Below are 23,372 nucleotides of genomic sequence, written 5' to 3' on the forward strand. Positions count from 1 at the left end.
ACCGCCCGCCCCGGGCCTACGCCTCCCGCACCGCCCGCCCGCCCTCGACCGACGCCCCCGGCTACGCCTCCCGCACCGCCCGCCACACCGCGGGCAGCGCCTGCGCCACCGCGGGCGCCGTCACCGGCGCGCCCGGGTCGCCCGCCGCGTGGCGGCCCGCCAGGCCGTGCAGGTAGGCGCCCACCGACGCGGCGTCCAGCGGCGACAGGCCGGCCGCCAGCAGGGAGCCCGCCAGGCCGGCCAGGACGTCGCCGCTGCCTGCGGTGGCCAGCCAGGACGTGCCGGTCGGGTTGACCCGGACGGCGCCGCCCGGGTCGGCGATCACCGTGGTGGAGCCCTTGAGCAGGACCGTCGCCCGGTAGGCGGCCGCCAGTCGGCGGGCGGTGGCCAGCCGGGCGGCGGCCAGCGAGTCGGCGGGCGGCGGCGCGGTGCCGTCTGCGCCCGCGAGCAGCCGGGCGGCCTCGCCGGTGTGCGGGGTGAGCAGGGTGGGGGCCGTCCGGCCGGCCAGCGCGTCCGGGCCGAGCCGGGCCAGCTCGGTCAGCCCGTCCGCGTCCACCAGGACCGGGACGTCGCTCGACAGTGCCTCGGCCAGCGCCTGCCGCGCCCCCTCGCCGCCGCCCGGCCCGACCACCCAGGCCTGCACCCGCCCGGCCCCGGCCGGCCCGCCCTCGGTGACCAGCACCTCCGGGAAGCGCCGCACCACCTCCTCGGCCGCCGTGCCGACGTACCGGACGGCGCCCGCGCCGCCGTGCAGCGCCCCGGCGACCGCCAGCAGCGCCGCGCCCGGGTACGTCGCCGAACCGGCCGCCACCCCGACCACGCCCCGCCGGTACTTGTCGCTCTCGGCGCCCGGCAGCGGCAGCAGCGCCGCCACGTCCGCGTGCTGCAGGGCCGTCACCTCCGGCGCGGGCGGCTCCAGTCCGATCCCGACCAGCTGGACGGCGCCCGCGTAGGAGGCGCCCGGGTCGACCAGCAGGCCCGGCTTGTACGTTCCGAAGCAGACCGTGACGTCCGCGCGCAGCGCCTCGCCCGGCACCTCGCCGGTGTCGGCGTCGACCCCGCTGGGCAGGTCCACGGCCACCACGACCCCGCGCCGCCCGGCCCGCGCGTACGGCCGGGCCCCGGCCCGCAGCCCGCCCCGGCCGCCGATGCCGACGATGCCGTCCAGCACCAGGTCGGCGCGCGAGAAGTCGGCCAGGCCGACTTCCTGATCCAGCACCACCCGCCCGCCGGAAGCCCGCAGCGCGGCCAGCCCGCCCGCGTGCGCACGCTCCGGCGCGAGCAGCACCGCCGTCACCCGCGCGCCCCGCCGGGCCAGCGCCGCCCCGGCGTACAGGGCGTCACCCCCGTTGTCCCCGCTGCCGGCCAGCACCACCACCCGACTGCCGTACACCCGCCCCCGACGCCCCGCCAGCAGCCGGGCACAGGTCGCCGCCAGCCCGGCGGCCGCCCGCTGCATCAGCGTCCCCTCCGGCAGCCGCGCCATCAGCGCGGCCTCGGCGGCCCGGACGACTTCCACCCGATGGGCATGACGCATGAGAGGGCTCCTTCAGCGGTCGACGTACCGCCGACGCTAGCCCGCGCCACCGCCCCACGGCAGGCCGAGCTGCGGGACACTTTCGAGTGACAACCACTTCGATCCCCCACCGGTGTCGGTCCGCGCGCCTACCTTGTGGCTCGGCACGGACCCACAGGAGGGAGAAGGGCCATGGTCGCCATGCCAGCTGTCGAGGGCCCGCGAGGCCGGGACGACCTCGTCCAGGCGTTCCTGGAGTTGGACACCCCGCCCGGCTACAAGGCAGAGCTCGTCGAAGGGGAAATCGTCGTGACGCCACCACCGGACGGGGCCCACGAAACCGCGTTCTCGCTACTCAACCGGCAGTTCATGCGCAAGGTCGAGATCGAGCTGGACATCTCCGGCAACAAGGGACTGATCACACCCAAGGGTCGGTTCATCCCCGACGGAACCCTGAGCCCGGTCGGCCATTTCGAGCACGCCGACTCCTGGGCCTCCGCCACGGGAGTCCTGCTGGTCTTCGAGATCACCTCGACCAACCCGCACAAGGACCGCGAACCCAAGCGCCGCGGCTACGCCGCCGCCGGCATCCCGTGCTACCTGCTGATCGACCGCAGCGAGGGCATGGTCACGCTGTTCACCAAACCCGAGGGCGAGGACTACATCACCCGCACGCAGGTCGAGTTCGGCAAGCCGATCGACCTGCCCGCCCCCTTCTCCTTCACGCTCGACACGGCGCCCCTGCGGTAGGGCACAGCCACCGCAGGGACGCCGCGAGCGCTACTACTCGACGGTGACCGACTTGGCCAGGTTGCGAGGCTGGTCGACCTCGTGGCCCTTGGCCGTCGCCAGCTCGCACGCGAAGACCTGGAGCGGCACGGTGGAGACCAGCGGCTGGAGCAGGGTCGGGGTGACCGGGATGCGGATCAGGTGGTCCGCGTACGGGACGACCGCCTCGTCGCCCTCCTCCGCGATCACGATGGTGCGGGCGCCACGGGCCCGGATCTCCTGGATGTTGGAGACGATCTTGTCGTGCAGGATCGACCGCCCGCGCGGCGAGGGGACGACCACGACGACCGGCAGGCCCTCCTCGATCAGCGCGATCGGGCCGTGCTTGAGCTCGCCCGCCGCGAAGCCCTCGGCGTGCATGTACGCCAGCTCCTTGAGCTTGAGCGCGCCCTCCAGGGCCACCGGGAAGCCGACGTGACGGCCGAGGAACAGCACCGAGCGCGCGTCGGCGAGCGAGCGGGCCAGCTCGCGTACCGGCTCCATGGTCTCCAGGACCTGCTCGACCTGCTTGGGCGCGTCGCCGAGCTCCTTGATGACGGCGAAGATCTCGTCGCCCCACTTGGTGCCGCGCACCTGGCCCAGGTAGAGGGCGACCAGGTAGCAGGCGACCAGCTGGGTCAGGAACGCCTTGGTGGAGGCGACGGCGACCTCGGGGCCGGCGTGGGTGTACAGCACCGCGTCCGACTCGCGCGGGATGGTGGAGCCGTTGGTGTTGCAGATCGCCAGCACCTTGGCGCCCTGCTCCCGGGCGTGCCGCAGGGCCATCAGGGTGTCCATGGTCTCGCCGGACTGGGAGATGGCGATGACCAGCGTGCCCGGGCCCATGATCGGGTCGCGGTAGCGGAACTCGGAGGCGACCTCGACCTCGCAGGGGATGCGGGTCCAGTGCTCGATCGCGTACTTGGCGATCATGCCGGCGTGGAAGGCGGTGCCGCAGGCGACGATGACGACCTTGTCGACCGAGCGCAGGTCCGCGTCGGAGATGCGCAGCTCGTCGAGGATGAGCCGGCCGTCGGTGCCGATCCGGCCGAGGAGGGTGTCGGCGACGGCCTTCGGCTGCTCGGCGATCTCCTTGAGCATGAAGTAGTCGTAGCCGCCCTTCTCGGCGGCCGAGGCGTCCCAGTCGACGTGGTACTCGCGCACGTCGGCCGGGGTGCCGTCGAAGTTGGTCACCGTGACGCCGTCCCGGCGCAGCTCGACGACCTGGTCCTGACCCAGCTCGACGGCCTCGCGGGTGTGCGCGATGAACGCGGCGACGTCGGAGGCGAGGAAGTTCTCGCCCTCGCCGCGCCCGACCACCAGCGGCGAGTTGCGGCGGGCGCCGACCACCACGTCCGGCGCGTCGGCGTGCACGGCGACGAGGGTGAAGGCGCCGTCGAGGCGGCGGCAGACCACTCGCATGGCCTCCGCGAGGTCGCCGTCGTAGGCCTCGCCGAGCAGGTGCGCGACGACCTCGGTGTCGGTCTCGGAGCGGAGGGTGTGGCCGCGCTCGGCGATCTCGGCCCGCAGCTGGGCGAAGTTCTCGATGATGCCGTTGTGCACCACGGCCACCCGGAGGTGGTCGTCCAGGTGAGGGTGGGCGTTGGCGTCCGTCGGGCCGCCGTGGGTGGCCCAGCGGGTGTGGCCGATGCCGGTGGTGCCGCCGGGCAGAGGGGTCTCGGCGAGCGACTTCTCCAGGTTGGCGAGCTTGCCGGCCCGCTTGTCGGTGACCAGACTCCACTGCCCGTCGGAGTCCTGCGCCTGCACCGCGACACCGGCCGAGTCGTAGCCCCGGTACTCCAGTCGCTGCAGGCCTGCGATTACTACGTCGAGGGCGGACTGCGCGCCCACGTATCCAACAATTCCGCACATGCGTGCCAGCATAAGGGCGGTTCTGGGGCCCTTTTCCCGATTCCCGCGAACAGTGCGTGACCGACACCACAACCACGGTGAACGCCGCCACGGCTCACAATGGAGCATGTGCTGACCGAACTCTGTACGCGGGGCGCCGCCACGCCCGGCCCGTCGCCGTCCCCCTACGTGGACCTCAGTCGGGCCGAGTGGAGCGCACTGCGCGAGCGTACGCCGCTGCCGCTGACCGCCGAGGAGGTGGAACGGCTACGCGGCCTCGGTACCGCCCTCGACCTGGACGAGGTCCGCGACGTCTACCTGCCGCTGTCCCGGCTGCTGAACCTGTACATCCACGCCACGCACGAGCTGCGCGGCACGCTGGGCACCTTCCTGGACACGCCGGACACCGAACGCACCCGCACCCCGTTCATCATCGGGGTGGCCGGCTCGGTCGCGGTCGGCAAGTCGACGACGGCCCGCCTGCTCCAGGCCCTGCTCGCCCGCTGGCCCGAGCACCCGCGGGTCGAGCTGGTGACCACGGACGGCTTCCTGCTGCCCAACGCCGAGCTGCGCCGCCGCGGCCTGATGGCCCGCAAGGGCTTCCCGGAGTCGTACGACCGCCGGGCGCTGATGCGCTTCGTCGCGGACGTGAAGGCGGGCAAGGAGCGCGTCACCGCGCCGGTGTACTCGCACCTGGTGTACGACATCGTGCAGGGCGAGCGGCTCACCGTGGAGCGCCCGGACATCCTGATCGTCGAGGGCCTGAACGTGCTCCAGCCGGCCCTGCCCGGCAGCGACGGGCGCACCCGGCTGGCGGTGGCCGACTACTTCGACTTCTCGATCTACGTCGACGCCCGCACCGACGACATCGAGCACTGGTACCTGGACCGCTTCCGCAAGCTCCGGCAGACCGCCTTCCAGGACCCGAACTCCTACTTCCGCCGCTTCACCGAGGTGCCGGAGGAGGAGGCGATGGAGTACGGCCGGCAGGTCTGGCGCACCATCAACAAGCCGAACCTGCTGGAGAACGTGCTGCCGACCCGCGGCCGGGCCACCCTGATCCTCCAGAAGGGGGCGGACCACAAGGTCCGCCGGGCGCTGCTGCGCAAGCTCTGACACCGATGCGACGGAAGGGGCCCCGCCGGCGGCGGGGCCCCTTCCGTCATGCCGGGCTCGCTCAGCCCAGGTGCGTCCGCACGGCCTCGGCCAGCCGCTGCGCGACGGACTCGGCCTGCACCGGGTCGGCGGCCTCGACCATGACCCGGACCAGCGGCTCGGTGCCGGACGAGCGCAGCAGCACCCGGCCGGTGGAGCCCAGTTCGGCCTCGGCCTCGGCGACCGCGGCGGCCAGCTCGACGCTGGTGTGGACCCGGCTCTTGTCGACGCCCTTGACGTTGATCAGCTGCTGCGGCAGACGGGTCATCACGGCGGCCAGGTCGGCCAGCGGCTGCTTGGTGGCGGCCAGCCGGGCGCCCAGCATGAGGCCGGTCAGGGTGCCGTCGCCGGTGGTGGCGTGGTCGAGCAGGATGACGTGGCCGGACTGCTCGCCGCCCAGCGCGAAGCCGTGCTCCTTCATCGCCTCCAGCACGTAGCGGTCGCCGACGGCGGTCTCCACCAGGTCGACGCCCTCGCGCTCCATCGCCAGCTTGAAGCCGAGGTTGGACATCACGGTGGCCACCGCGGTGTTGCGGCGCAGGGTGCCGGCGTCCTTCATGGCGACGGCCAGGATGGCGATGATCTGGTCGCCGTCCACCTCGTTGCCGTCCGCGTCGGCGGCCAGGCAGCGGTCGGCGTCGCCGTCGAGGGCGATGCCGAGGTCGGCGCGGTACTCCGTCATGGCGGCCCGCAGCCGGTCCAGGTGGGTGGAGCCGACGCCGTCGTTGATGTTGAGGCCGGTGGGCTCCGCCCCCAGGGTGTGGACGACCTCGGCGCCGGCCCGGGCGAAGGCCTCGGGGGCGACGTAGGCGGCGGCGCCGTGGGCGCCGTCGATGACGACCTTGATGCCGTCGAGGCGGTTGGGCAGCACGCCGATCAGGTGGGCGACGTACTTGTCGAAGCCCTCGGTGTACTCGCGCACCCGGCCGACGGCGGCGCCGGTCGGGCGGTTCCAGTCCTCGCTGCCGAGCGTGTGCGTGCGGTAGTGGGCCTCGATCGCGTCCTCGATGCGGTCGTCCAGCTTGTGGCCGCCGCGGGCGAGGAACTTGATGCCGTTGTCGGGCATCGCGTTGTGGCTGGCGGAGAGCATCACGCCGAAGTCGGCGCCGAGCGCGCCGGTGAGATAGGCCACGGCCGGGGTCGGCAGCACGCCGACCCGGAGCACGTCGACACCGGCGCTCGCCAGGCCGGCGATGACAGCGGCCTCCAGGAACTCGCCCGAGGCTCGCGGGTCCCGGCCGACCACCGCGACCGGCCGGTGGCCCTCGAAGGCGCCGGCCTCGCCGAGCACATGGGCCGCCGCGACCGACAGCCCGAGCGCGAGCTCGGCCGTCAGGCCCTCGTTGGCCACCCCGCGCACGCCGTCCGTACCGAAGAGTCGTCCCACTGTCCCGTCCTCCATCACCACTGCTCGGAACCCAACCGATGGCACCCGGCCGCCGCACGATAGCCGGGGAACACGTCGCCCCGGAGTACACGTGGTACTCCGGGGCGACGGTTCGCGCAACCAGGGGGTGCGCCGCCAGGGCGGACCGCACCCCCAGGGACGCGATTAGCGCTTGCTGTACTGCGGCGCCTTGCGGGCCTTCTTGAGACCGGCCTTCTTGCGCTCGACGGCGCGGGCGTCACGGGTCAGGAAGCCGGCCTTCTTCAGCGCGCCGCGGTTGTTGTCCACGTCGGCCTCGTTCAGGGCACGGGCCACGCCGAGGCGCAGCGCGTAGGCCTGGCCGGAGACGCCGCCACCGGTGATGCGGGCGACGACGTCGTAACGGCCGTCAAGCTCGAGGAGCTTGAAGGGCTCGTTCACGGTCTGCTGGTGCACCTTGTTGGGGAAGTAGTTCTCCAGGGTGCGACCGTTGATCTTCCACTGGCCGGTGCCGGGGACGATGCGCACGCGGGCGATCGCCTCCTTGCGACGGCCGAGGCCGGCGCCCGGGATGGCCTCGCCGAAGCGGCCGGCCAGCGACTCGGAGGTGTAGCTCTCCTCGGAGGTGTACTCGCCCTCGACGGCCTCAACGGCCTCGTCGAAGTCGACCTCAAGGGTTTCAGTGGTCTCGGCCACGGTGTTCCTCAGCTCTTTTCAGTGTTGGGGGGCTTGGTGGCCGAATTACTGCGCGACCTGGGTGATCTCGAACGGCACCGGCTGCTGGGCAGCGTGCGGGTGCTGGTCGCCCGAGTAGACCTTCAGCTTCGAGAGCATCTGGCGGCCCAGGCTGTTCTTGGGGATCATGCCCTTGATGGCCTTCTCGACGGCCTTCTCCGGGTTGTTCGCCAGCAGGTCGTCGTAGCGCACCGACCGCAGACCGCCCGGGAAGCCAGAGTGGCGGTAGGCCAGCTTCTGGGTCTTCTTGTTACCGGACAGGTGCACCTTGTCGGCGTTGATGATGATGACGAAGTCACCAGTGTCAACGTGCGGCGCGTAGATCGCCTTGTGCTTACCCCGGAGGAGGTTGGCGGCCTGGGAAGCCAGACGGCCGAGCACGACGTCGGTCGCGTCGATGACGTGCCACTGACGCTGGACGTCGCCGGGCTTGGGGCTGTACGTACGCACGGTCGTAGCCTTCGCTTTTCAGTGAGTGAGTCCTGACAGGAGCACCCGGGACGGAAGAGCAGCCTGGCCAACCTTGGACGCAATTCAAGGGGGACCGCTGGTCGTCGAACCTGATGTCTCCGGCGTACCGACCTCTCACGTGAGATAGAGCGAGCCAATACGCACATCAAGCGTCCAGGTTACCGGGCGCGCGGGTGGGGGTCAAAAATCGGCTTCCCCCACCCCCGCCGTCACTCAGCGTTCGCGCTCCACCCGGCTGACGTCCCAGACCGGCTCGGGCGACTCGTAGACCCGGCCGTCGGCGCCGAACACCAGGTAGCGGTCGAAGGTCTTGGCGAACCAGCGGTCGTGGGTGACGCACAGCACGGTGCCGTCGAAGGCCTCCAGCCCGGCCTGCAACGCCTCGGCACTGTCCAGGTCCAGGTTGTCGGTCGGCTCGTCGAGCAACAGGGCCGTCACGCCGGAGAGTTCGAGCTTGAGGATCATCAGCCGGGCCTGCTGCCCACCGGACAGCGACTCGAACTTCTGCTCCTCCTGCCGGTCCAGCTCGTAGCGGCGCAGCGCGCCCATCGCGGCGCTGCGGCTGAGCGCGTGCTCCTCCTCGACGATCGAGCGCACCGTCCGGCCGAACAGCTCCGGGTGGGCGTGGGTCTGCCGGAAGTGGCCGGGGACGACCCTGGCGCCGAGCTTCCAGGTGCCGGTGTGCGCGACGCTCTCGTCACCCGCCAGCAGCCGCAGGAAGTGCGACTTGCCGGAGCCGTTGGAGCCGAGCACGGCGACCCGCTCGCCGTAGAACACCTCCAGGTCGAAGGGCTTCATCAGACCGGTGAGCTCCAGCTGCTCCACGGTGAAGGAGCGCACGCCGGTACGCCCGCCCTTGAGCCGCATGGTGATGCTCTGCTCGCGCGGGGGCTCCTCCGGGCGGCCGGCCTCCTCGAACTTCTTCAGCCGGGTCTGGGCGGCGGCGTAGCGGGTGGCGAGCGCGTGGCTGACGGAGGCCGCCTGGCGCAGGGTGACGACCAGCTTCTTGAGCTTGGCGTGTTCCTCGTCCCAGCGCCGGCCCAGCTCCTCGAAGCGCGCGAAGCGGTCCTTGCGGGCCTCGTGGAAGCTGTCGAACCCGCCGCCGTGCACCCAGACGCTGCTCCCGGCCGCGCCGGACTCGACGGCGATGATCTTGTCGGCGGCCTCGGAGAGCAGCTCGCGGTCGTGCGAGATGAACAGGACGGTCTTCGAGGTGGCCTTGAGGGCCTCCTCCAGCCAGCGCTTGCCCGGGACGTCCAGGTAGTTGTCGGGCTCGTCGAGCAGCAGCACCTCTTCGGGGCCGCGCAGCAGCGCCTCCAGGACGAGCCGCTTCTGCTCACCGCCCGAGAGGGTGTTCAGGCCGCGCCACTGGGCCTTGTCGAAGGGCATTCCGAGGGCCGCCATGGTGCAGACGTCCCAGTCGGTCTCGTAGTCGTAGCCGCCGACGTCGGCCCAGTCGGAGAGCGCCTGGGCGTAGGCCATCTGGGTCTTCTCGTCGTCCTGGGCGATCATCGCCAGCTCGGCGGCGTCCACCGCGCGGGCGGCGACGGCGATCCGCTCGGGGGCGACGGACACCAGCAGGTCGCGGACCGAGGCGTCCGGCGCCAGCGCGCCCGGGGTGGCCCGCTCGTCCTCGCGGCCGGTGGTGCCGACGAACTGGCGCATCACGCCGAGCCCGCCGCTGATCGTCACCGTGCCGCCGTGCGGCTGGAGGTCCCCCGCGATCATCCGCAGCAGGGTGGTCTTGCCGGCCCCGTTGGCGCCGACCAGGGCGACCGCGGCGCCCTCGCCGACCCGGAAGGACGCGTCGTCGAACAGCACCCGCCCGTCCGGCAGGTAGTACTCAAGGTGCGAAATCTCGACGTGTCCCATGCGGACGATTGTCCCAAGCCGACGCGCCCGGCCCAAACGGATTACCCGACGGGCGGCTGACCGGGCAGTGTGCGCAGCCGCCTGGCCTGGCGGTTGCGCTCGGCGAGCTGGTCGTCCGCCGGGTAGCCGACTTCCTCGAGAGTGAGCCCGTACGGCCGGATCACGTTGACGGCCGAGTTGCGGACCCCGCCGGCCAGCACCTCGCCGGGGAACTCCACCGGCCGGTGCCCGTCGCCGACCAGCAGCATCGCCCCGACCAGCGCCCGGACCATGTTGTGGCAGAACGCGTCGGCGCGGACGGTGGCGACCGCCAGCGAGCCCTCCTGGGCGGCGTAGGAGTCCACCGGGACGCGGTCCCAGCGCAGCTCCAGCAGGGTACGGATGGTGGTGGCGCCCTCGCGCTTCTTGCAGTACGCGGCGAAGTCGTGCTCGCCGAGCAGCAGCTTCGCTGCCTCGTTCATCCGGTCGACGTCCAGCGGGCGGTCGTGCCAGAGCACGTGCCCGCGCAGCAGCGGGTCGACCCCGCCGGGGTGGTCGGCGACCCGGTAGGCGTAGCGGCGCCAGATCGCGGAGAAGCGGGCGTCGAACCCGGCCGGCGCCTCGCCGATCCGGTAGATCCGGATGTCCCCGGGCAGCCGGCCGGCCAGCCGGCGCAGCAGCTTCTCGCGGTGCGCCTCCCACAGCTCGGCCGGCAGGTCGACGTGCGCGACCTGGCCGCGGGCGTGCACCCCGGCGTCGGTGCGCCCGGCCACGGTCAGCGGGAACAGCTCGGGGCTGCGGGTGACGATCTGCAGCGCGCTCTCGATCTCCTCCTGGACCGTCCGGCGGCCGCCGCGCTGGCGGGCCCAGCCGGAGAACTCGGCGCCCTGGTAGGCGAGATCGAGCCGGACCCGGACGCACCCGTCGGCCGGGCCGTCCTTCACCGGCGGCTGCTCGGCGCAATCGTTGACCACAATCCACTCCAGACAGAAGGAACGGGCCCGCTCCCCCACGGATGGGAGAGCGGGCCCGCGACCACACCTAGCGGTGTCAGGCCTGCTCGGCCTCGACGGCCTCGTCGGCCTTGGCGTCGGCCGGAGCCTCGACCTTGGCCTCGGCCTCCTTGACGGCGCGCTTGGTGGCGCCCTCGGCCTCGCCGACGGCGGTCTGCGCGACGGTCAGCGCCTCGACCAGCTCGATCACGGCCATCGGGGCGTTGTCGCCACGACGGGGACCGATCTTGGTGATACGGGTGTAACCACCCGGGCGGTTCTCGTAGCGCGGCGCGATCTCGGTGAAGAGGGTGTGCAGCACGGCGATGTCGGTGATCGTCTTGCGCACCAGGCGACGGTTGTGGATGTCGCCCTTCTTCGCCTTGGTGATCAGCTTCTCCGCCAGCGGGCGCATCCGACGGGCCTTGGCCTCGGTCGTGGTGATGCGGCCGTACTGGAACAGCTCCCGGCACAGACCGGCGAGCAGCAGCGGCTCGTGGTGCGGGCCGCCGCCGAGGCGGGCACCCTTGGTGGGACGCGGCATGGATGACTCCTTGAATCTCCGACTACGGCCGTATCAGGTACCGCAGCGGGCGTCCGGGCACTGTTGCCCGGACGACTTTCACGACGACGGGGGCGGTTCGGTGGAACCGCCCCCGCGGCCAAATCTCTTAGTACTGCTCGGTCTCGGCGTAACCCGCGTCGTCCAGGTCGTCGGCGCCGAAGGCGTCGGCGGCGGCGGTCGGGTCGAACCCGGGCGGGCTGTCCTTGAGGGCCAGGCCCATGCCGGCCAGCTTCGCCTTGACCTCGTCGATCGACTTCGCACCGAAGTTGCGGATGTCGAGCAGGTCGGCCTCGGAGCGGGCGACGAGCTCACCCACGGTGTGGATGCCCTCGCGCTTGAGGCAGTTGTAGGAGCGGACGGTGAGCTCCAGCTCCTCGATCGGCAGCGCCAGGTCGGCGGCCAGGGCGGCGTCCGTCGGGGACGGGCCCATGTCGATGCCCTCGGCGTCGATGTTCAGCTCGCGGGCGAGACCGAACAGCTCCACCAGGGTCTTGCCGGCCGAGGCCATGGCGTCACGCGGACGCATGGCGGGCTTGGTCTCGACGTCGACGATCAGCTTGTCGAAGTCGGTCCGCTGCTCGACACGGGTGGCCTCGACCTTGTAGGTGACCTTCAGCACGGGGCTGTAGATCGAGTCGACCGGGATGCGGCCGATCTCCTGGCCGGAGGCCTTGTTCTGGACGGCGGAGACGTAGCCGCGACCGCGCTCGACGGTCAGCTCCATCTCCAGCTTGCCCTTGCCGTTCAGCGTGGCGAGGACCAGCTCCGGGTTGTGCACCTCGACACCCGCCGGCGGGGCGATGTCGGCGGCGGTGACGACACCCGGGCCCTGCTTGCGCAGGTACATCACGACCGGCTCGTCGTGCTCCGAGGAGACGACCAGCTGCTTGATGTTGAGGATGAGGTCGGTCACGTCCTCCTTGACGCCCGGCACGGTGGTGAACTCGTGCAGGACGCCGTCGACGCGGATGCTGGTGACAGCGGCACCCGGGATCGACGACAGGAGCGTGCGGCGCAGGGAGTTGCCGAGGGTGTAGCCGAAGCCCGGCTCCAGCGGCTCGATCACGAACCGCGAGCGGAACTCGTCGACGACCTCTTCGGTCAGCGAGGGGCGCTGAGCGATAAGCATGGGGGGTATTCCTCCAGTTGTCTTCGGCACCCACTATTTGATGCCGACAGGACCAAGCGTACGGGGTCCCGCGAACAGCGACGAATCACCGCGTGGGACCCCGTACGAAGGTTCAAAGCAGGTACTGCGAGCCCGAAGGCGCTGCGTCAGACGCGGCGGCGCTTCGGCGGACGGCAGCCGTTGTGCGGGGTGGGGGTGACGTCCTGGATCGAGCCGACCTCCAGGCCGGTGGCCTGGAGCGAGCGGATCGCGGTCTCGCGGCCGGAGCCCGGACCCTTGACGAAGACGTCAACCTTGCGCATGCCGTGCTCCTGCGCGCGACGGGCAGCGGCCTCGGCGGCCATCTGCGCGGCGAACGGGGTGGACTTGCGCGAGCCCTTGAAGCCGACGTGACCGGCGGAGGCCCAGGAGATCACGTTGCCCGCGGGGTCGGTGATCGAAACGATGGTGTTGTTGAACGTGCTCTTGATGTGCGCGTGGCCGTGAGCGACGTTCTTCTTTTCCTTGCGGCGGATCTTCTTCGCGCCGGCAGCCTGACGACCCTTGGGGGGCATAAGTCTGTTCTCCTACTGAGGTGGTCGGTCCGCTGACCCGCGGGCCGGAGGGATGTCCGGTTACGGGACGGACTACTTCTTGCCCGGCTTCTTCTTGCCGGCGATCGCGCGACGCGGGCCCTTGCGGGTACGCGCGTTGGTGTGGGTGCGCTGACCGCGGACCGGCAGGCCGCGGCGGTGACGCAGACCCTCGTAGCAGCCGATCTCGACCTTGCGGCGGATGTCGGCGGCCACCTCACGGCGGAGGTCACCCTCGACCGTGTAGTTGGCGTCGATGTACTGGCCCAGCTTCACGAGGTCTTCCTCGGAGATGTCGCGAACGCGGACATCCGGGTTGACACCGGTCTCGACCAGGGTCTGCTGGGCGCGGGTACGGCCGATGCCGTACACGTAGGTAAGGGCGATCTCGATCCGCTTCTCACGGGGGAGATCAACGCCGGCGAGGCGTGCCATTCAAGGCTCCTGTGCTTTTTCAGAGGTCTTGCGTGCTACCTACTCCTTCGCCTCTCGACGATGGAGCCCCGGCCTCTGACCGGGGGTGGCAGTCCGTCCCTTCGTGGGAACGGATCGGGTAGCCCGCTTATGACGTTTTCGCGTCGCGCGAAGTACTACGAGAAATGCTGGGGAGAGATCAGCCCTGGCGCTGCTTGTGGCGCAGGTTGTCGCAGATCACCATGACCCGGCCGTGGCGGCGGATCACCTTGCACTTGTCGCAGATCTTCTTGACGCTCGGCTTGACCTTCATGTTCAGGTTCTCCGGGTCTAGATCTGACGTTCTTACTTGTAGCGGTAGACGATCCGCCCGCGCGTGAGGTCGTAGGGGCTGAGCTCCACGACGACCCGGTCGTCCGGCAGGATGCGGATGTAGTGCATGCGCATCTTGCCACTGATGTGCGCGAGGACCTTGTGACCGTTCTGCAGCTCGACCCTGAACATCGCGTTCGGAAGAGACTCGATCACGGTGCCCTCGATCTCAATGGCGCCTTGCTTCTTAGCCATGAACTGCGAGATCCACCTTCCGGGACCGGCTACCGTATGCGGCACGCTCGTGCGAACCTGGGTTCACCCCGCCCCCGAAGGGAAGAGGGCGTGCTGAAGCACGCTACGAGTGAGCCGACGGTCCATCCTACGCCAGTGCGTCCGGTGGGCCAAAACGAGGTCCCCCGAAGGCAGCCACCGTGACGTTCCGGCGGGTCAGAACCCGGCGGTGACCTTCAGCGGCTCGACGTGGGCGGTGCAGGCCGCGCAGCGGCGGGCGGCCGCGGGGATCTCGGTCAGGCACTCGGGGCAGGGCCGCTTGGGGGCCTTCGGCTTCTTCGGCAGGTACCGCGCTGTCGCCTTGGTGACCGGCAGCACGACGCAGAAGTACAGCACCGCCGCGGTCATCACGAAGGCGATCAGCACGTTGAGGAACTGGCCGTACGGGAACGTGACCCCGGCCACCGTCGCCTTGTACGAGCTGAAGTCGCCGGCCGCGCCGACCCCGACGCCGACCAGCGGGGTGAGGAAGGCCGACACGAAGCCGGTCACCACCCCGGTGAACGCGGCACCGATGACGACACCGACCGCCATGTCGACGACGTTGCCGCGCATCATGAAGTCGCGGAATCCCTTGAGCACTGCACTCTCCCGATCGATCGAAGCTGCTGAAGCCCCTGCTGAAGCCACTGCCAGCCGATAAAAATAGGACAAAAGCCCTGGAGGTCCAAACCCCCAGGGCCCTGATCCCTTGTCAGCAGCGGAAGTTGGCCGCTCAGCCGACCGTCGCGAGACTAGCCGAGCGGGTCCGGGGCGGCGGTGATGCCCAGCTTCGCGAGCTCCGCCTTGCCGCCGTCGAAGGCCGTCAGGACCAGCGGGCCCTGCTCGGTGACGGCCACCGAGTGCTCCCAGTGCGAGGCCCAGGTGCCGTCGTTGGTGACGACCGTCCAGTCGTCCTCCAGCACGGCGGTGTGCGGGGTGCCCAGCGAGACCATCGGCTCGATCGCCAGCACGGTGCCGGGGATCAGCTTCGGGCCCTTGCCGCGGCCGCGCTCGACGTAGTTCAGCACGTGCGGCTCCATGTGCATCGCGGTGCCGATGCCGTGGCCGCCGTAGCCCTCGGTGATGCCCCACTTGCCCTTGGGGGGCAGCGGCTGGCGGCGGATGAAGCCCTCGATCGCCTTGGAGACGTCGACCAGGCGGTTGTTCTTCTTCATCTGGGCGATGCCGGCCCACATCGAGCCCTCGGTCACCCGGCTCAGCATCTCGACCTCGGGGCGGACCTCGCCGACCGCCACGGTGATCGCCGAGTCGCCGTGCCAGCCGTCCAGGATGGCGCCGCAGTCGATCGAGATGACGTCGCCCTCCTGGAGCACCCGGTCACCGGGGATGCCGTGCACGACCTCGTTGTTCACCGAGGCGCAGATCACCCCGGGGAACCACAGACCGCCGTGGTCGGCGCGGAAGTTGGAGGTCGCACCGTGGTCGGTGATGACCTTGTCCGCGATGTCGTTGAGCTCCTGGGTGGTCACCCCCGGGGCGACCGCCTCCCGGCAGGCCTTGAGCGCCTCGGCGACGACCAGCCCGGCCGCTCGCATCTTCGCGATCTGCTCGGGGGTCTTGATCTCCACCATCTGGTCACGCCTTCCACGTTCTGTTTGCCACTGCCTACCACCGTACGACGCCGTACGGCCGCGCCGCCCGGGATCGGGGAGCGCGGCCGTACGGCGTCGCCGGGAAACTCAGTTGTCCTGCTTCAGCGCCTCGATCGCGCGGCGGGTGACCTCGTCCACCTTGCCGAGGGCCGAGATGGTCGCCACCAGGCCCTGCTGGGCGTAGTAGTCGATGATCGGCTCGGTCTCCGTGTGGTAGACCTCCAGCCGGGTGCGCACCTTGTCCTCGGTGTCGTCCGAGCGCTGGTACAGCTCGCCGCCGCACTCGTCGCAGACGCCCTCGGCCTTCGGCGGGTTGTAGTCCACGTGGAAGACGTGGCCCCCGTCGTTGCGGCACAGGCGGCGGCCGGCGATCCGACGGACCACCTCGTCCTCGGGGACCTCCAGGTCCAGCACGCCGTCCAGCTTGATCCCCTGCTCGGCGAGGAAGTCGTCGAGCGCCTTGGCCTGGCCGAGGTTGCGGGGGAAGCCGTCGAGCAGGAAGCCGCCCGCGGCGTCCTCCTGGAGCATGCGGTCCTTGGCCATCCCGATGGTGACCTCATCCGGCACCAGGCGACCCGCGTCCATGTAGCTCTTGGCCTCGAGCCCCAGCGGGGTGCCCTGACCGATGTTGGCGCGGAACAGGTCGCCGGTGGAGATGTGGGGAATGGACAGGGTCTTGGCGAGCAGGTGCGCCTGAGTACCCTTCCCGGCCCCGGGAGGACCAACGAGGACGATACGCATCAGCGGAGGAACCCTTCGTAATTGCGCTGCTGGAGCTGGCTCTCGATCTGCTTCACAGTTTCGAGTCCGACGCCGACGACGATGAGCACGCTGGTGCCGCCGAACGGGAAGTTGGTCTGCTGTCCGAAGGCGACCAGGGCGATCATCGGGATCAACGCGATCAGGCCCAGGTAGAGCGAACCCGGCCACGTGATTCGGGTCAGCACGTAGTTCAGGTACTCGGCCGTCGGTCGGCCGGCCCGGATGCCCGGGATGAAGCCACCATACTTCTTCATATTGTCGGCAACTTCTTCGGGGTTGAAGGAGATCGCGACGTAGAAGAAGGCGAAGAAGACGATCAGCAGGAAGTAGGTCGCCATGTAGATCGGGTGGTCGCCCTTGACGAAGTGCTGGGTGACCCACACCGCCCAGCCCGACTGGCTACCGGTCAGCTGGACCACCAGGGCCGGGATGTACAGCAGCGACGAGGCGAAGATGACCGGGATGACACCGGCCTGGTTCACCTTGAGCGGGATGTAGGTCGACGTGCCGCCGAACGCCCGCCGGCCGATCATCCGCTTCGCGTACTGCACCGGGATCCGGCGCTGGGCCTGCTCGACGAAGATGACCAGCATCACAACGATGATGCCGACCGCGACCACGGACAGGAACTCGACCCAGCCGCCACCGATGGTGCCGGAGCCCTTGATCGCCCACATCGAGGACGGGAACTGCGCGGCGATCGAGGTGAAGATCAGCAGCGACATGCCGTTGCCGATGCCGCGGTCCGTGATCAGCTCGCCCAGCCACATGATCACCGTGGTGCCGGCGGTCATCGTGATCACCATGACGGCGATCCGGAACACGCTCGTGTCCGGGACGATCTGGTTGCCCACCGGGCAGCCGGAGAACAGCGCGCCGCTGGAGGCCGTCGCCACGATGCCGGTGCCCTGGAGCACGGCGAGCGCGATGGTCAGGTAGCGGGTGTACTGGGTGATCTTCGTCTGGCCGGCCTGGCCCTCCTTCTTCAGCGCTTCCAGTCGCGGGATCACGACCGTGAGGAGCTGGAGGATGATGCTCGCGGTGATGTACGGCATGATGCCGAGCGCGAAGATCGTCAGCTGGAGGAGCGCGCCACCGCTGAACAGGTTGACGAGCCCGAAGAGGCCGTTGTTCTTGGTGTCCTTCACACACTCGTTCACGGCCGTGAAGCTCACGCCGGGGATCGGAATGTGCGAGCCCAGGCGGAACAGCACCATGATGCCCAGCGTGAACAGCAGCTTCTTGCGCAGGTCGGGCGTCTGGAACGCCCGCGCGAACGCACTGAGCACGGTGCCTCCTGCGCCTCCCGCGCGTCGTCGGCGGGAGGGTCGGTCCTGAATGGGAGTTTTGGCGGTACGGGCTCCCGTACAGACGGCACAGGCGAGCCTACGCGCAGCCTACAAGGGAACTCCACGGACTCTAACAGTGCGCAGCCACTCGGAAGAAGCGCGTACCGCCCCTCCCCCACTCACGGGGTACGGGATGCCCGGGTTTGCCACACAAAAGAACGAGGGCACGTCAACGGAATGCCCGGAAAACGCGATGCCCGGAAAACGCGCGAGCCCCGCGCCTCCCGAAGGAGGTGCGGGGCTCGCACGGAAGTCAGCGGGCTCAGACGAGCTCGGTGACGGTACCGCCGGCGGCGGTGATCTTCTCGGCGGCGGAGCCGGAGACGGCGTCGACCGTCACCTGCAGCGCAACCGAGATCTCGCCGGTGCCGAGCACCTTGACGAGGGAGTTCTTGCGAACCGCGCCCTTGGCGACCAGGTCCTCGACGGTGACCTCTCCACCCTGCGGGTAGAGCTCGGCCAGCTTGTCGAGGTTGACGACCTGGAACGTGATCTTGAACGGGTTCTTGAAGCCCTTCAGCTTCGGCAGGCGCATGTGGAGCGGCATCTGGCCACCCTCGAAGCGCTGCGGAACCTGGTAGCGGGCCTTGGTGCCCTTGGTACCACGACCGGCGGTCTTACCCTTGGAGCCCTCACCACGACCCACGCGGATCTTGTCGGTCTTGGCACCCGGGGCGGGACGCAGGTTGTGGATCTTGATCGGGTTGTCGCCCATGATCAGTCCACCTCCTCAACCGTCACCAGGTGACGGACCGTGTGGGCCATCCCGCGGATCTCGGGACGGTCCTCCTTCACCACGACGTCGTGCATGCGCTTGAGACCAAGCGAACGCAGGGTGTCACGGTGATTCTGCTTGCTGCCGATGTACGACTTGGTCTGCGTGATCTTCAGGCGAGCCATCAGGCGCTCACCCCTGCAGCACGCGCCCGCAGCAGAGCGGCGGGGGCCACGTCCTCCAGCGGCAGGCCACGACGAGCGGCGATCTCCTCGGGGCGCACGAGGCCCTTCAGAGCAGCCACGGTGGCGTGCACGATGTTGATCGCGTTGTCCGAGCCGAGCGACTTCGACAGGATGTCGTGAATGCCGGCGCACTCCAGGACGGCGCGCACCGGACCACCGGCGATAACACCGGTACCGGGGGCGGCGGGCTTCAGGAGCACGACGCCGGCGGCCTTCTCACCCTGGATCGGGTGCGGGATGGTGCCCTGGATACGGGGGACCTTGAAGAAGTTCTTCTTGGCCTCCTCAACACCCTTGGCGATGGCGGCCGGAACCTCCTTCGCCTTCCCGTAACCGACACCCACGGTGCCGTCACCGTCGCCCACCACGACCAGCGCGGTGAAGCTGAAACGACGACCACCCTTGACAACCTTGGCGACACGGTTGATCGCGACAACGCGCTCGACGTAAGCGGTCTTCTCGACGGCGGGGGCGTTGCCCCGGTCGTCACGCTTACGGTCGCGCCGCTCGCCACCGCCGGTGCCACCGCCGGCGCCGCTAGCGCGGCGCTGGGGTCCAGCCATTGGAATTACCTCTCTCGATTACGTCCGTCGACTGAGTCGACGAGCGGCTTAGAAGTCGAGCCCGGCCTCGCGAGCCGCGTCCGCCAGGGCGGCGATGCGGCCGGCGTACCGGTTGCCCGCGCGGTCGAAGACGACCGACTCGATGCCGGCAGCCTTGGCGCGCTCGGCGACCAGGCTCCCGACCTTCTTGGCCAGCTCGGTCTTGTCGCCCTCGGCGCCCTTGATGGACACGTCGAGGGTGGACGCCGACGCCAGGGTGTGACCCTTGGCGTCGTCGATGACCTGGGCGACCATGTGACGGTTCGAGCGCGTCACGACGAGGCGCGGACGCACCTCGGTGCCGACGACGCGCTTGCGAACGCGGATCGCGCGGCGCTTACGAGCGGCGCTCTTGTAGGCGTTGCCCTTGCCGATCTTGACAGAGACGCTCATCGCTTACTTACCACTCTTTCCGACCTTGCGGCGGATGACCTCGCCCGCGTACTTGACGCCCTTGGCCTTGTACGGGTCGGGCTTGCGCAGCTTGCGGATCTTCGCGGCGACCTCGCCGACCTTCTGCTTGTCGATGCCGTCCACGTGGAACTTGGTGGCCGACTCGACGACGAAGGAAATGCCCTCGGGGGCCTCGACCAGGATCGGGTGGCTGTAGCCCAGCTGGAACTCCATGTCGGAGCCCTTCGCCAGAACTCGGTAGCCGACACCGCTGATCTCCAGCGACTTGCGGTAGCCCGCGGTCACGCCGGTGATCATGTTCGCCACCAGCGTGCGGGAAAGGCCGTGCAGGGCCTTCGACAGACGCTCGTCGTTGGGGCGGGTGACGAGCAGCGTGCCGTCCTCGCCCTTACCGATCTCGATCGGCGCGGCGACAACGTGGGTGAGGGAGCCCTTGGGGCCCTTCACCGAGACCGCCTGGCCATCGATGGTGACGTCCACGCCAGCGGGGACCTGGATGGGCAGCCGTCCAATGCGCGACATTGCTGTACCTCCGTTTCCCGAATTACCAGACGTAGGCGAGAACTTCTCCGCCTACGCCCTTCTTGGCGGCCTGCTTGTCGGTGAGGAGACCCGAGGACGTGGAGATGATCGCCACGCCCAGGCCGCCGAGCACCTTCGGCAGGTTGGTGGACTTTGCGTAGACCCGCAGGCCCGGCTTGCTGATCCGCTTGATGCCAGCGATCGAGCGCTCACGGTTGGGACCGAACTTGAGCTCGATGGTCAGCTTCTTGCCGACCTCGCCCTCAACGGGCTCCTCAACCTTGTAGGAGGAGATGTACCCCTCCTGCTGCAGGATCTCGGCGACGTGCGCCTTGATCTTGCTGGCCGGCATCGCCACGGAGTCGTGGTACGCCGAGTTAGCGTTACGCAGACGCGTGAGCATGTCTGCGATGGGGTCGGTCATGGTCATGATGGCCTCAGGCCTCTCTCGCCGTGGTTTCTCCGCGCCAGGTCCCCCCGCCGCACTCCGAGGAGTGCGGCAGGGGCACAGACGCAGGGGACCTGCGGCGTCGTAAGACTGGGTGCGAGCCCTCCGAAGAGGGTCGACGGCAGCTACGGAGCTGCCGCGACAGGGGGCCCGACCTCACTACCCTACGGGATTCCGTACGCAGCCCCAAAAAAGGGGCTCTGTGGGGTCGGGCACACCTGCTTCGCTATGGCGTTACCGCGAGGTCCTGGTTACCAGGAGCTCTTGGTCACGCCCGGCAGCTCGCCGCGGTGCGCCATCTCACGAAGGCAGACACGGCAGAGGCCGAACTTGCGGTACACCGAGTGCGGACGGCCGCAGCGCTGGCACCGGGTGTAGGCCCGGACGCCGAACTTCGGCTTGCGCTCGGACTTCGCGATGAGGGACTTCTTCGCCATGTGGTTACGCCTCCTTGAACGGGAAGCCCAGAGCGCGCAGGAGCGCCCGGCCCTCGTCGTCGGTCTGGGCGGTGGTCACGACGGTGATGTCCATACCGCGCTGACGGTCGACCTTGTCCTGGTCGATCTCGTGGAACATGACCTGCTCGGTCAGACCGAAGGTGTAGTTGCCACGGCCGTCGAACTGCTTCGGGGAGAGGCCACGGAAGTCACGGATACGCGGCAGGGCCAGCGACACCAGACGGTCCAGGAACTCCCACATGCGGTCACCACGGAGGGTGACGTGGGTGCCGATCGGCTGGCCCTCACGCAGCTTGAACTGCGCGATGGACTTGCGAGCCTTCGTCACCGCCGGCTTCTGACCGGTGATGGCGGTGAGGTCGCGGATCGCGCCCTCGATCAGCTTGCTGTCACGGGCGGCCTCGCCGACACCCATGTTGACGACGACCTTGACCAGGCCGGGCGTCAGCATGACGTTCTCGTACGAGAACTGCTCCTGCAGCTGACCCTTGATCTCGGAGTTGTAACGCTCCTTGAGACGGGGGGTCACCTTCTCAACAGTCGTCTCAGACATCAGATGTCCTCACCGGTTCGCTTGGCAACGCGGATCTTGTTGCCCTCGTCATCGAAGCGGTAGCCAACGCGGGTGACGACCTTCTTGCCGTCCTTCTCCACGACCAGCTGGACGTTGGAGACGTGCACCGGGGCCTCGACGGTGACGATGCCACCCTGAGTGCCCGGGCCCGGCTTGGTGTGCTTCTTGACCCGGTTCACACCCTCGACCAGGACCTTGTTCTCGGCGGGCATGGCCTGGATGACCTTGCCCTGCTTGCCGCGGTCCTTGCCGGTGATGACCTGAACCAGGTCACCCTTCTTGATCTTCATGCTGTTCGCCATGAGTTAGAGCACCTCCGGCGCAAGCGAGATGATCTTCATGAACTTCTTGTCACGCAGCTCGCGGCCCACCGGGCCGAAGATGCGGGTACCACGGGGGTCACCATCGGTGTTCTTCAGAACGACCGCGGCGTTCTCGTCGAAGCGGATGTACGAGCCATCCGGACGACGACGCGACTTCACGGTACGGACGACGACGCACTTGACGACGTCACCCTTCTTCACCGAACCGCCGGGGATCGCGTCCTTGACGGTCGCGACGATGACGTCCCCGATGCCGGCGTAGCGACGACCGGAGCCACCGAGAACGCGGATGCAAAGGATTTCCTTCGCGCCCGTGTTGTCGGCGACACGCAGTCGCGACTCCTGCTGGATCACAGCTTTCTCCTGATCGTCAACGAGAGCTGACGGGCCGGCCGCTGCTCACACCAGCGCCCACGAGGGGCCTGGTGCACATACGGCCGTACCGCATCAACTTCGTTACTTGGCCTTCTCGAGGATCTCGACGACGCGCCAGCGCTTCGTCGCGGACAGCGGGCGGGTCTCCGCCAGGAGGACCCGGTCGCCGATGCCGCAGGCGTTCGCCTCGTCGTGCGCCTTCAGCTTGTTCGTACGGCGGATGACCTTGCCGTACAGAGCGTGCTTGACGCGGTCCTCGACGGCGACGACGACGGTCTTGTCCATCTTGTCGCTGACGACGAGACCCTCACGGGTCTTGCGGAAACCGCGCGTCTCGTTGGTGTTCTCAGTCATCAGGCGTTCTCCACCGTCTCGATGCCCAGCTCGCGCTCGCGCATCAGGGTGTAGATCCGCGCGATGTCCTTACGGACGAGCTTGAGCCGTCCGTGGTTGTCGAGCTGCCCGGTCGCCGCCTGGAAGCGGAGGTTGAACAGCTCCTCCTTGGCCTCACGGAGCTTGGCAACGAGACCCTCGTTGTCCAGCTCGCGGAGGTCAGCAGCCTTGGTGCCGGCCGACATCAGCTCTCACCTGCCTCGCGCCGGATGATCCGGCACTTCATCGGGAGCTTGTGAGCAGCGCGGGTCAGCGCCTCACGAGCCACCTTCTCGTTGGGGTACGACAGCTCGAACATGACCCGACCCGGGTGCACGTTCGCGATCCACCACTCGGGCGAACCCTTACCGGAACCCATGCGGGTCTCGGCCGGCTTCTTGGTGAGCGGACGGTCCGGGTAGATGTTGATCCAGACCTTGCCGCCACGCTTGATGTGACGGGTGACGGCGATACGAGCGGACTCGATCTGCCGGTTCGTCACGTAGGCCGGGGTGACGGCCTGGATGCCGTACTCGCCGAAGGCGAGCTCGGTGCCACCCTTGGCAGCGCCACGGCGCTTGGGGTGGTGCTGCTTGCGGTGCTTGACCCGACGGGGGATCAGCATTG

At 69.2% G+C, this 23,372-nt stretch carries 32 protein-coding genes; 2 read left to right on the plus strand and 30 right to left on the minus strand.

The window, feature by feature from the left end:
- Positions 1-61 precede the first annotated feature (61 nt).
- A complete protein-coding gene (locus tag ACIOGZ_RS14445) occupies positions 62-1,537 on the minus strand; it encodes an NAD(P)H-hydrate dehydratase (protein WP_400809100.1) in 1,476 nt (491 codons plus the stop codon).
- 171 nt (positions 1,538-1,708) lie between these two features.
- On the opposite strand from ACIOGZ_RS14445, the gene ACIOGZ_RS14450 reads away from it, so the two are divergent.
- Positions 1,709-2,266: a Uma2 family endonuclease gene (locus tag ACIOGZ_RS14450; RefSeq protein ID WP_363629383.1), complete on the plus strand. Its 558-nt coding sequence runs from the start codon at positions 1,709-1,711 to the stop codon at positions 2,264-2,266.
- Between the two features lie 33 nt (positions 2,267-2,299).
- Here the strand turns inward: ACIOGZ_RS14450 and glmS are convergent, their stop codons facing one another.
- Positions 2,300-4,156, minus strand: a complete 1,857-nt coding sequence (gene glmS / locus ACIOGZ_RS14455; protein WP_363580128.1) for a glutamine--fructose-6-phosphate transaminase (isomerizing) — start codon at positions 4,154-4,156, stop codon at positions 2,300-2,302.
- Between the two features lie 99 nt (positions 4,157-4,255).
- Between glmS and coaA the strand changes: the two genes are divergently transcribed.
- Positions 4,256-5,251, plus strand: a complete 996-nt coding sequence (coaA, locus tag ACIOGZ_RS14460; protein ID WP_063348983.1) for a type I pantothenate kinase — start codon at positions 4,256-4,258, stop codon at positions 5,249-5,251.
- A 61-nt stretch (positions 5,252-5,312) separates the two neighbouring features.
- On the opposite strand, the gene glmM is transcribed toward coaA, so the two are convergent.
- The 28 genes from glmM to rplP form a co-directional block, all read right to left on the minus strand.
- The gene (gene glmM / locus ACIOGZ_RS14465) at positions 5,313-6,677 is read right to left on the minus strand and encodes a phosphoglucosamine mutase (protein WP_363580126.1); all 1,365 of its coding nucleotides are present in this window, start codon (positions 6,675-6,677) and stop codon (positions 5,313-5,315) included.
- A 165-nt stretch (positions 6,678-6,842) separates the two neighbouring features.
- Positions 6,843-7,352: a 30S ribosomal protein S9 gene (gene rpsI / locus ACIOGZ_RS14470; RefSeq protein ID WP_363580124.1), complete on the minus strand. Its 510-nt coding sequence runs from the start codon at positions 7,350-7,352 to the stop codon at positions 6,843-6,845.
- A 45-nt stretch (positions 7,353-7,397) separates the two neighbouring features.
- Entirely contained in the window at positions 7,398-7,841 is a 444-nt protein-coding gene (gene rplM, locus ACIOGZ_RS14475; protein WP_030055846.1) for a 50S ribosomal protein L13, read from the minus strand.
- A gap of 234 nt (positions 7,842-8,075) precedes the next feature.
- Positions 8,076-9,734 (minus strand): ATP-binding cassette domain-containing protein, encoded by a 1,659-nt coding sequence (locus tag ACIOGZ_RS14480; protein ID WP_350877126.1) that lies wholly within the window; start codon positions 9,732-9,734, stop codon positions 8,076-8,078.
- Positions 9,735-9,775: 41 nt separating this feature from the next.
- Complete coding sequence (gene truA / locus ACIOGZ_RS14485) at positions 9,776-10,687, minus strand: tRNA pseudouridine(38-40) synthase TruA (protein ID WP_363580122.1); 912 nt, start codon at positions 10,685-10,687, stop codon at positions 9,776-9,778.
- Positions 10,688-10,763: 76 nt separating this feature from the next.
- Positions 10,764-11,249, minus strand: coding sequence for a 50S ribosomal protein L17 (gene rplQ, locus ACIOGZ_RS14490; RefSeq protein ID WP_350877122.1), 486 nt, complete (start codon positions 11,247-11,249; stop codon positions 10,764-10,766).
- A gap of 127 nt (positions 11,250-11,376) precedes the next feature.
- Entirely contained in the window at positions 11,377-12,399 is a 1,023-nt protein-coding gene (locus tag ACIOGZ_RS14495; RefSeq protein ID WP_030232516.1) for a DNA-directed RNA polymerase subunit alpha, read from the minus strand.
- Positions 12,400-12,545: 146 nt separating this feature from the next.
- On the minus strand, positions 12,546-12,953 hold the full coding sequence (gene rpsK / locus ACIOGZ_RS14500; protein WP_030232513.1) for a 30S ribosomal protein S11: 408 nt from the start codon (positions 12,951-12,953) through the stop codon (positions 12,546-12,548).
- Between the two features lie 72 nt (positions 12,954-13,025).
- Complete coding sequence (rpsM, locus tag ACIOGZ_RS14505; protein ID WP_063348977.1) at positions 13,026-13,406, minus strand: 30S ribosomal protein S13; 381 nt, start codon at positions 13,404-13,406, stop codon at positions 13,026-13,028.
- Between the two features lie 178 nt (positions 13,407-13,584).
- Positions 13,585-13,698: a 50S ribosomal protein L36 gene (gene rpmJ / locus ACIOGZ_RS14510; RefSeq protein WP_003956441.1), complete on the minus strand. Its 114-nt coding sequence runs from the start codon at positions 13,696-13,698 to the stop codon at positions 13,585-13,587.
- A gap of 32 nt (positions 13,699-13,730) precedes the next feature.
- Positions 13,731-13,952 carry a translation initiation factor IF-1 gene (gene infA, locus ACIOGZ_RS14515; RefSeq protein ID WP_014047798.1) on the minus strand — a complete coding sequence of 74 codons (222 nt, stop codon included), beginning with the start codon at positions 13,950-13,952 and terminating at the stop codon, positions 13,731-13,733.
- A 195-nt stretch (positions 13,953-14,147) separates the two neighbouring features.
- Complete coding sequence (gene mscL / locus ACIOGZ_RS14520) at positions 14,148-14,573, minus strand: large conductance mechanosensitive channel protein MscL (RefSeq protein ID WP_363580119.1); 426 nt, start codon at positions 14,571-14,573, stop codon at positions 14,148-14,150.
- A gap of 152 nt (positions 14,574-14,725) precedes the next feature.
- Positions 14,726-15,565, minus strand: a complete 840-nt coding sequence (map, locus tag ACIOGZ_RS14525) for a type I methionyl aminopeptidase (protein WP_363580117.1) — start codon at positions 15,563-15,565, stop codon at positions 14,726-14,728.
- Between the two features lie 108 nt (positions 15,566-15,673).
- Positions 15,674-16,327 (minus strand): adenylate kinase, encoded by a 654-nt coding sequence (locus tag ACIOGZ_RS14530; RefSeq protein WP_363580115.1) that lies wholly within the window; start codon positions 16,325-16,327, stop codon positions 15,674-15,676.
- Entirely contained in the window at positions 16,327-17,637 is a 1,311-nt protein-coding gene (secY, locus tag ACIOGZ_RS14535; RefSeq protein WP_063348973.1) for a preprotein translocase subunit SecY, read from the minus strand. The genes ACIOGZ_RS14530 and secY overlap by 1 nt, the downstream gene beginning before the upstream one ends.
- 322 nt (positions 17,638-17,959) lie before the next feature.
- On the minus strand, positions 17,960-18,412 hold the full coding sequence (rplO, locus tag ACIOGZ_RS14540; RefSeq protein WP_255752515.1) for a 50S ribosomal protein L15: 453 nt from the start codon (positions 18,410-18,412) through the stop codon (positions 17,960-17,962).
- A gap of 2 nt (positions 18,413-18,414) precedes the next feature.
- Entirely contained in the window at positions 18,415-18,597 is a 183-nt protein-coding gene (rpmD, locus tag ACIOGZ_RS14545) for a 50S ribosomal protein L30 (protein WP_030055835.1), read from the minus strand.
- Positions 18,597-19,220, minus strand: coding sequence for a 30S ribosomal protein S5 (rpsE, locus tag ACIOGZ_RS14550; RefSeq protein WP_400986078.1), 624 nt, complete (start codon positions 19,218-19,220; stop codon positions 18,597-18,599). The genes rpmD and rpsE overlap by 1 nt, the downstream gene beginning before the upstream one ends.
- 48 nt (positions 19,221-19,268) lie before the next feature.
- A complete protein-coding gene (gene rplR / locus ACIOGZ_RS14555) occupies positions 19,269-19,652 on the minus strand; it encodes a 50S ribosomal protein L18 (protein ID WP_030280785.1) in 384 nt (127 codons plus the stop codon).
- 3 nt (positions 19,653-19,655) lie between these two features.
- Entirely contained in the window at positions 19,656-20,195 is a 540-nt protein-coding gene (gene rplF / locus ACIOGZ_RS14560; RefSeq protein WP_030055832.1) for a 50S ribosomal protein L6, read from the minus strand.
- Positions 20,196-20,217: 22 nt separating this feature from the next.
- Positions 20,218-20,625, minus strand: a complete 408-nt coding sequence (gene rpsH / locus ACIOGZ_RS14565; RefSeq protein WP_030055831.1) for a 30S ribosomal protein S8 — start codon at positions 20,623-20,625, stop codon at positions 20,218-20,220.
- A gap of 269 nt (positions 20,626-20,894) precedes the next feature.
- Complete coding sequence (locus tag ACIOGZ_RS14570) at positions 20,895-21,080, minus strand: type Z 30S ribosomal protein S14 (protein ID WP_030055830.1); 186 nt, start codon at positions 21,078-21,080, stop codon at positions 20,895-20,897.
- Between the two features lie 4 nt (positions 21,081-21,084).
- A complete protein-coding gene (gene rplE / locus ACIOGZ_RS14575; protein WP_030393302.1) occupies positions 21,085-21,654 on the minus strand; it encodes a 50S ribosomal protein L5 in 570 nt (189 codons plus the stop codon).
- The gene (rplX, locus tag ACIOGZ_RS14580; RefSeq protein ID WP_030055828.1) at positions 21,654-21,965 is read right to left on the minus strand and encodes a 50S ribosomal protein L24; all 312 of its coding nucleotides are present in this window, start codon (positions 21,963-21,965) and stop codon (positions 21,654-21,656) included. The genes rplE and rplX overlap by 1 nt, the downstream gene beginning before the upstream one ends.
- Positions 21,966-21,980: 15 nt before the next feature.
- Entirely contained in the window at positions 21,981-22,352 is a 372-nt protein-coding gene (gene rplN / locus ACIOGZ_RS14585; protein ID WP_030393301.1) for a 50S ribosomal protein L14, read from the minus strand.
- 102 nt (positions 22,353-22,454) lie between these two features.
- A complete protein-coding gene (gene rpsQ / locus ACIOGZ_RS14590) occupies positions 22,455-22,727 on the minus strand; it encodes a 30S ribosomal protein S17 (RefSeq protein ID WP_030055826.1) in 273 nt (90 codons plus the stop codon).
- Positions 22,727-22,951, minus strand: a complete 225-nt coding sequence (rpmC, locus tag ACIOGZ_RS14595; protein WP_063348970.1) for a 50S ribosomal protein L29 — start codon at positions 22,949-22,951, stop codon at positions 22,727-22,729. Before rpmC ends, rpsQ begins: the two co-directional genes overlap by 1 nt.
- Complete coding sequence (rplP, locus tag ACIOGZ_RS14600) at positions 22,951-23,370, minus strand: 50S ribosomal protein L16 (RefSeq protein ID WP_030055824.1); 420 nt, start codon at positions 23,368-23,370, stop codon at positions 22,951-22,953. The genes rpmC and rplP overlap by 1 nt, the downstream gene beginning before the upstream one ends.
- Between the last annotated feature and the right edge of the window lie 2 nt (positions 23,371-23,372).

The organism is Kitasatospora sp. NPDC088160, assembly GCF_044741445.1.
Taxonomy (GTDB): domain Bacteria; phylum Actinomycetota; class Actinomycetes; order Streptomycetales; family Streptomycetaceae; genus Kitasatospora.